General features: G+C 64.4%; 10 protein-coding genes. 3 read left to right on the top strand and 7 right to left on the bottom strand.

What is annotated here, in order from left to right; all coding sequences use genetic code 11:
* Together dapB and Q0S16_RS22290 are read left to right on the top strand one after the other, a co-directional pair.
* Nucleotides 1–444: 4-hydroxy-tetrahydrodipicolinate reductase (gene dapB, locus Q0S16_RS22295; protein WP_295853235.1), on the top strand; the 444-nt coding region annotated here is incomplete at its 5' end.
* 18 nt (nt 445–462) lie between these two features.
* Nucleotides 463–1,086: a 2,3-bisphosphoglycerate-dependent phosphoglycerate mutase gene (locus tag Q0S16_RS22290; RefSeq protein ID WP_295853232.1), complete on the top strand. Its 624-nt coding sequence runs from the start codon at nt 463–465 to the stop codon at nt 1,084–1,086.
* A gap of 53 nt (nt 1,087–1,139) precedes the next feature.
* Here Q0S16_RS22290 and Q0S16_RS22285 read toward each other — a convergent pair whose 3' ends face one another.
* Together Q0S16_RS22285 and Q0S16_RS22280 are read right to left on the bottom strand one after the other, a co-directional pair.
* Nucleotides 1,140–2,048: a bifunctional helix-turn-helix domain-containing protein/methylated-DNA--[protein]-cysteine S-methyltransferase gene (locus Q0S16_RS22285; protein ID WP_295853244.1), complete on the bottom strand. Its 909-nt coding sequence runs from the start codon at nt 2,046–2,048 to the stop codon at nt 1,140–1,142.
* Between the two features lie 54 nt (nt 2,049–2,102).
* Nucleotides 2,103–2,621: a DUF2244 domain-containing protein gene (locus Q0S16_RS22280; protein ID WP_295853231.1), complete on the bottom strand. Its 519-nt coding sequence runs from the start codon at nt 2,619–2,621 to the stop codon at nt 2,103–2,105.
* 22 nt (nt 2,622–2,643) lie between these two features.
* On the opposite strand from Q0S16_RS22280, the gene nth reads away from it, so the two are divergent.
* Nucleotides 2,644–3,417, top strand: a complete 774-nt coding sequence (nth, locus tag Q0S16_RS22275; protein WP_295853229.1) for an endonuclease III — start codon at nt 2,644–2,646, stop codon at nt 3,415–3,417.
* Nucleotides 3,418–3,544: 127 nt separating this feature from the next.
* Here the strand turns inward: nth and Q0S16_RS22270 are convergent, their stop codons facing one another.
* The 5 genes from Q0S16_RS22270 to Q0S16_RS22250 all read right to left on the bottom strand — a co-directional run bounded on the left by Q0S16_RS22270 (nt 3,545) and on the right by Q0S16_RS22250 (nt 6,514).
* Complete coding sequence (locus Q0S16_RS22270; RefSeq protein ID WP_295853241.1) at nt 3,545–4,288, bottom strand: sulfate transporter family protein; 744 nt, start codon at nt 4,286–4,288, stop codon at nt 3,545–3,547.
* 104 nt (nt 4,289–4,392) lie between these two features.
* The gene (arsH, locus tag Q0S16_RS22265; protein WP_295853227.1) at nt 4,393–5,100 is read right to left on the bottom strand and encodes an arsenical resistance protein ArsH; all 708 of its coding nucleotides are present in this window, start codon (nt 5,098–5,100) and stop codon (nt 4,393–4,395) included.
* Nucleotides 5,093–5,506, bottom strand: coding sequence for an arsenate reductase (glutaredoxin) (gene arsC / locus Q0S16_RS22260; protein WP_295853225.1), 414 nt, complete (start codon nt 5,504–5,506; stop codon nt 5,093–5,095). Before arsC ends, arsH begins: the two co-directional genes overlap by 8 nt.
* Nucleotides 5,503–6,177, bottom strand: a complete 675-nt coding sequence (locus Q0S16_RS22255; protein ID WP_295853239.1) for an MIP/aquaporin family protein — start codon at nt 6,175–6,177, stop codon at nt 5,503–5,505. The genes arsC and Q0S16_RS22255 overlap by 4 nt, the downstream gene beginning before the upstream one ends.
* Nucleotide 6,178: 1 nt before the next feature.
* Nucleotides 6,179–6,514 carry a metalloregulator ArsR/SmtB family transcription factor gene (locus Q0S16_RS22250; protein ID WP_295853237.1) on the bottom strand — a complete coding sequence of 112 codons (336 nt, stop codon included), beginning with the start codon at nt 6,512–6,514 and terminating at the stop codon, nt 6,179–6,181.
* Between the last annotated feature and the right edge of the window lie 162 nt (nt 6,515–6,676).

Below are 6,676 nucleotides of genomic sequence, written 5' to 3'. Positions count from 1 at the left end.
GGCAATATGAGCCTCGGCGTCAATCTGCTGGCGGCGCTGGTGAAGCGCGTGGCGCAATCGCTCGATGCGGGTTTCGACATCGAGATTCTCGAAATGCATCATCGCGCCAAGATCGATGCGCCGTCCGGCACCGCCTTCATGCTTGGCGAAGCCGCCGCGGCCGGGCGCGGCATCGCGCTGGCGGAGAATTCCGCGCGTGGCCGCGATGGCGTCACCGGCGCGCGCCGGACCGGCGATATCGGCTTTGCCAGCCTGCGCGGCGGCACCGTCACCGGCGATCACACCGTGATCTTCGCCGGCCCCTATGAGCGCATCGAGATCTCGCACAAGGCGGAGGATCGCATGATCTTCGCCCATGGCGCGCTGAAGGCGGCGATGTGGGCGCATGGCAAGCAGCCCGGACATTATTCGATGGCCGACGTGCTCGGCGTCGGCGATATCTAGCAACAACGGAATTCCCTGATGAACGAACGTCTTCTCGTGCTCGTGCGCCACGGCCAGAGCGAATGGAATCTGAAAAATCTGTTCACCGGCTGGAGGGACCCCGCGCTTACCGAGAAGGGCATCGGCGAGGCCCGGGAAGCTGGCCGCAAGCTGAAGGCGCAGGGCCTGACCTTCGACGTCGCCTTCACGTCGGCGCTCAGCCGCGCGCAAAAGACGCTGGATCTGGCGCTGGAGGAGATGGGCCAGACCGGCCTGCCGATCACCCGCGACCAGGCGCTGAACGAGCGCGACTATGGTGATCTCGCCGGTCTCAACAAGGATGATGCCCGTGAAAAATGGGGCGAGGAGCAGGTGCATCAATGGCGCCGCTCCTACGACATCCCGCCGCCCGGCGGCGAAAGCCTGAAGGACACGCTGGCGCGTACGCTGCCATATTACGTGCAGGAGATTTTGCCGGGCGTGCTGCGCGGCGAACGCACGCTGGTGGCGGCGCATGGCAACTCGCTGCGCGCGCTGATCATGGTGCTGGAAAAGCTGACGCCGGAAGGCATTCTGGCGCGTGAGCTGGGGACCGGCGTGCCGGTGATCTACCGCCTCAACGCCGATTCGACGGTGGCCTCGAAGCTCGATCTGGCGGGGTAGTTTCGTTCCCCGGATGCGGCGCGCCGCGCCGCGTCGCGTCCGGGAAACGAGAGTTACCCCGCTCCCACCTGACCCGCCTCCCAGCCGATCATCGCCTGTTTTCGCGTGATGCCCCAATGATAGCCGGTCAGCGCGCCGGACTTGCCGAGCGCGCGGTGGCACGGCACCACGAAGGAGATCGGGTTCTTGCCGACCGCGGCGCCGACGGCGCGCGATGCCTTCGGGCGCTCGATCTTGGTCGCGATGTCCGAGTAGCAGACGGCGCGGCCCATCGGGATCTTCAGCAGCGTCTCCCACACCCGGACTTCGAAATCGGTGCCGATCAGCAGCACGCGCAGCGGCTGCTCCGGTTTCCACAGGCTGGCATCGAAGATGCGCCGCGCCATCGCGGCGGTGCCGGCCGTGTCGGCGATGAACGTGGCGCGCGGCCAGCGCCGCGCCATGTCGTCGAACGCCGGCTGCTCCTCGCCGGGATCGGCGAAAGCCAGACCGGCGAGGCCGCGCTCGCTGGAAATCACGATCGCGCTGCCGAACGGGCAGGGATGAAAGCCATAGCGCAATTCCATGCCGGCGCCGCCGGTCTTCCATTCGCCCGGCGACATCGCCTCATGGGTGACGAACAGATCATGCAGCCGGCCCGGTCCGGACAGGCCGGAATCGAGCGCGGCATCGAGCACGCTGGCGGAACCGCGCAGCAGGGTCTTGGCGTGGTCGAGCGTCAGCGCCTGCACGAAGGCTTTTGGCGTCAGTCCGGCCCAGCGCCGGAACAGATGGTGCAATTCATCGGGGGTGACAGAGGCGGCTTCCGCGATCGATTCGATGGTCGGCTGCGCGCGCCAATGCTCGGAGATGTAGCCGATCGCCCAGCGCACCGAATCATAGTCGCGCAACGCGGCATCCTGCGCGCCCGGTCGGGTCAGCCGCGGATCTTGGATCGCGAGATTTTTTGCCAGGGTCATCATCCATCCGGTGTAGCGCCGCGGGCTTGCGCCCACCACCCGATTCCCGATTCTGCATCAGGTCAGCGGATTGTAGATCGGACCGCGCTTGGCGGCCTGCAGCGCGGCGATCAGCGCCTTGACGAAACTGGCCTTCTCCTCCGGCCCGAGGAAGCGGGCGATCGACACCCGGCGACCGCGCGAGACCAGGAACAGCTGCTCGATGCCGAATTCGGCGTGGCTGATCTGTTCGAGCTGCACCCACAGCGGATTGAGCGCCCATTGCACCACATGGCCGCGATGGCTGACCCGCCGCACCCGGATCTCAGACGCGGTGACGGTAATCTGCTCGGTGGCGTCGCCACGGCGATAGTTGACGCGAAACGCCCAGTAGATCGCCAGAACGTCGAGGCCAAAGAAACCGAGCACCGGCCAGGCGCCCATCATCAGGAAGGTCAGTCCGGCGGCGAAGCTGACCGCGCAGACAAAGCCCATCAGCACGAAAAAGCCGGTGCGGCTCAGCGCGCGATGGGGCCGCAGCAACGCCGAGAACAGTTCCGGTTCGGCGTTGGCGTGAAAGTCGTTGCCTGGGGTCATCGGGCATCAGTATACAGCGTTGATGCCAAAAATCACCCGCAAGCTCCCTGCAACATCCCGCACGACAACGTCGAGCCTTGCGGCGAAATCGCGGCAGGCCGCCGCGCCCAACCGGGCGCCGGCAAAAAAAGCCAGCAAACCCAAGAAGTTGAAGCCCTGGACGGCGGCCGAAATTCATGCGGCTTTTTCAAGATTCCGGACCGCCAACCCGGAGCCGAAGGGCGAGCTCGAACACGTCAATCCCTACACGTTGCTGGTGGCCGTTGTGCTCTCGGCGCAAGCTACCGATTCCGGTGTCAACAAGGCAACGCGCGCGCTGTTCGCCATCGCCGACACGCCGCGGAAAATGCTCGATCTCGGCGAGGAAGAAGTTCGCAACTACATCAAGACCATCGGCCTGTACCGCACCAAGGCGAAGAACGTCATCGCGCTGTCGGAGAAGCTGATCGCCGAATTCGGCGGCGTGGTGCCGCGCACCCGCGCCGAGCTGGAGTCTCTGCCCGGCGCCGGCCGCAAGACCGCCAATGTGGTGCTCAACATGGCATTCGGCGAGCACACGATGGCGGTCGATACGCATGTCTTTCGCGTCGGCAATCGCACCAACCTGGCGCCCGGCAAGAACGTGCTCGACGTCGAACTGGAGCTGATGCGCCTAATTCCGGCGGAGTTCATGATGCACGCGCATCACTGGCTGATTCTGCACGGGCGCTATACCTGCCTGGCGCGCAAGCCGCGCTGCGAGGTTTGCCTGATCAACGATCTGTGCCGCTGGCCGGAGAAGACGGTGCAGGCGTAACGCGCCGTCCTATCAACGTCATTGCGAGGAGCGAAGCGACGCGGCAATCCAGAAGGCAGCACGCGCCGAAAGAACTGGATTGCTTCGTCGCAAGGGTTTCTCGCAATGACGGGGAGAGGTCCGAGCCTTACGCCACCGGCATTCGCGCCGGCTCGATCAGCTCGGGCCGTGGCCCGCTCAGGCGCTTGTGCAGATGCACCATCAGCGCCATGCCGAACAACGGCGTCGCGAGGTTGACGATCGGGATCGAGACAAAGCCGGCGATGACGAGGCCGGCGCTGAACACCGTCATGCCGTGCCGCTGACGCATCAGCTTGGCCTCGGCCGGCGAACGAAACCGCATCGCCGCCAGTTCAAAATATTCGCGGCCGAGCAGCCAGGCGGTGGCGATGAAGAACGCGATGAAGCCGGCGCCGGCGAAAAACACGAAGGGCAGCGCGACGAGATAGACGGCAATCGTCAGCAGCGCGGTCTTGACGCCCTCGGTGATGGCCACGCCGAACGGCAGCGCGGTGCCGGGACGCTCGGCCGGATAGTGCTCGAGCTCGACGATGTCGGCGACGTCGTCGACGAACACGCTGGCCACCAGCGAGGTGATCGCGGGCATCAGGAAGATCGCGCCGGCGAGCACGCCCAGCCCCGCGGCGATCGACAGCATCCAAGCCAGCACGTCCAGCGTGGTATGAAAGCCCGGACCCAGCAACGCCTCGGCCCACACCTCGCCCGAGGTGGCCATCCAGCTCAGCGCGCGCTGCAGGCCGATACCCAGCACGACAATCAGCACCAGCGCGAGACCAATCGACTTCCACAAGATGCCGCGCATCGGCGGCGACAGGATCTGGGCAAGCGCCTTGGCGGCGGCGGTGAATATCATGGCGTCCTCTGCTTCGGCCCTCGCAGAGGTAGAGATGACCGGCGGGTTCGGCAAGGGCGTGGCGCGCGGCCGCGCTGATCCGGCCACCTGTTGATGAAAGTCTAATGCGCCCGCAGCGCAACCCGTGCCGAGGCCTGGGCCGCATCTTCCTTGCGCTCGCTGTAGCGGTCAGTGAGACAGGTTGAAACGTCGCGGGTCAGCAGCGTGAATTTGACCAGCTCCTCCATCACGTCGACGACGCGGTCATAATAGGCGGATGGCTTCATGCGATCATGATCGTCGAACTGCTCGTAGGCCCTAGCCACCGAGGACTGGTTCGGAATGGTAATCATCCGCATCCACCGGCCGAGTACGCGAAGCTGGTTGAGCGCGTTGAACGACTGCGACCCGCCGCTGACCTGCATGATCGCCAGCGTTTTGCCCTGGGTGGGACGGACAGCGCCAATCGCAAGCGGGATCCAGTCGATCTGTGCCTTCATGATCGCGGTCATCGCGCCATGTCGCTCGGGGCTGCACCACACCTGGCCTTCGGACCATTCCGACAAAGCGCGCAGCTCCCGCACTTTCGGATGGTCCGCGGGCGCATCATCGGGCAGCGGCAGGCCGGACGGATTGAAGGTCCTCGTCTCGGCGCCAAGCGCTTCGAGCAGCCGCGCCGCTTCCTCGATCAATAATCGGCTGAAGGATCGCTCGCGCAGCGACCCGTACATCAGAAGAATACGTGGCCGATGCTCCGACAGCGGCGGTCGCAGCGTGTCGATTCCCGGTATCGCAAAACAGCCGCGGTCGATATTCGGCAAATCAGGCATGCGAAAGCGTCCCGGCAATGATCTCGCCGTCTTCCTTGACGAAGGATTCGACCGGATGCTCGAGCAGCTCGAACACCCGTTCGGAGGGGCGGCACAGCCGGGTGCCCTTGGCCGTTTCCACGATCGGCCGGTTGATCAGGATCGGATGCGCGAGCATGACGTCGATCAGTTCGTCATCGCTCCATTTTGGATCTCCGAGGCCGAGTTCGGCATAGGGCGTGCCTTTTTCACGCAGCAGGGCGCGCACGGAAATGCCCATCGCCGCGACGAGTTCGCGCAGCCGCGCGCGGTCCGGCGGCGCCTTGAGATATTCGATCACCGCCGGCGTTTCGCCTGACGCCTCGATGATCGCCAGCGTGTTGCGCGAGGTGCCGCAAGCGGGGTTGTGATAGATCGTGACGGTCATGACGGAATATCCTTGTTGAGCGCGATATCCTCGTGCAGTAGCCAGCCCACCAACATCAGTGCGATCAGTGCGCCGCAGCACTGCGCGGCGACGAAGGCCGCAACGTCCTGCGGACGGATGCCGGAAAAGCTGTTGCTCAGCGCACGCGCGATGGTCACCGCAGGATTGGCGAAAGAGGTCGATGCGGTTAACCAGTAGGCCGCGGTGATATAAAGACCGACGAGCACGGGCAACGATGCGCTGGCGAAGCGTCGCCCCGCCAGAATGGTCGCGAGCAGGCCAAAAGTAGCGACGGCTTCGGACAACCATTGTGCCTGGCCGCTCCGGGCTTTGAGAGAAAGCTGCAGCAGCGGCAATTCAAACATGGCATGCGCGATCAAGGTGCCAAGAATGGCCCCTGCAATTTGCACCGCGATGTAAAGCGCGGCTTCGCGCAGCGAGGTTTCGCCTTTAAGTGCGAACGCCGCCGTCACCAGCGGATTGAGATGCGCGCCGGAGATCGGTCCGAATATGCTGATCAGCACCACCAGCATCGCGCCGGTGGCGATGGTATTGCCGAGCAGCGCGAGTGCGATATCCCCGGTCAGGCGTTCAGCCATGATGCCGGAGCCGACGACCGTGGCGACCAGCAGCATCGTGCCGAGCGCTTCCGCCGCGAGACGTCGTGGCATATCAAATCGCAGCACGGGAACGCTTCTTCTTCGCCGGCTCGCACCGGTCGGCACGGCCGCCACAGCAGTCTTCCATCAGGAACTGAACCACACCGTCGAGTTGCTTGAGGCCGGCTCGATAGATGATTGATCGACCCTGGCGAGTGGCGACCACCAGTTTGGCACGTGCCAGAACCGCGAGATGCGATGACATTGTGTTCTGCGGCACCGCCAGCGCCCGGGCGATTTCACCTGCGGCGAGACCTTCCGGCTCGTGTTTCACCAGCAGGCGAAACACGTCGAGCCGGGTCGATTGCGCCAGCGCGGCGAAAGCGAGAATGGCGTTTTCGGATTCCATATATCCAGAATTACCGATATATGATTTAGCTGTCAAACTGATCGTCCTGGAATTCGAGAATAACGTCACAATGACCCCGCGCCAGCTTCCCCTCATCCTCGCGCTCGGTACCACACAGACCCTGGCCTGGGCTTCCAGCTACTATCTCCCCGCGATCCTCGC

It is taken from the genome of Tardiphaga sp., from assembly GCF_025356345.1.
GTDB lineage: Bacteria > Pseudomonadota > Alphaproteobacteria > Rhizobiales > Xanthobacteraceae > Tardiphaga.
Note: the sequence above shows the minus strand (reverse complement) of the source record. Positions and strands in the feature narration are given on the sequence as shown.

Bases quoted from the DNA above. Each gene is read 5' to 3' on its own strand.
- Q0S16_RS22290 (WP_295853232.1), top strand. From the start codon at position 463: ATGAACGAACGTCTTCTCGTGCTCGTGCGCCACGGCCAGAGCGAATGG.
- Q0S16_RS22285 (WP_295853244.1), bottom strand. From the start codon at position 2,048: ATGATGACCCTGGCAAAAAATCTCGCGATCCAAGATCCGCGGCTGACC.
- Q0S16_RS22280 (WP_295853231.1), bottom strand. From the start codon at position 2,621: ATGACCCCAGGCAACGACTTTCACGCCAACGCCGAACCGGAACTGTTC.
- nth (WP_295853229.1), top strand. From the start codon at position 2,644: ATGCCAAAAATCACCCGCAAGCTCCCTGCAACATCCCGCACGACAACG.
- arsH (WP_295853227.1), bottom strand. From the start codon at position 5,100: ATGCCTGATTTGCCGAATATCGACCGCGGCTGTTTTGCGATACCGGGA.
- arsC (WP_295853225.1), bottom strand. From the start codon at position 5,506: ATGACCGTCACGATCTATCACAACCCCGCTTGCGGCACCTCGCGCAAC.
- Q0S16_RS22255 (WP_295853239.1), bottom strand. From the start codon at position 6,177: ATGCCACGACGTCTCGCGGCGGAAGCGCTCGGCACGATGCTGCTGGTC.
- Q0S16_RS22250 (WP_295853237.1), bottom strand. From the start codon at position 6,514: ATGGAATCCGAAAACGCCATTCTCGCTTTCGCCGCGCTGGCGCAATCG.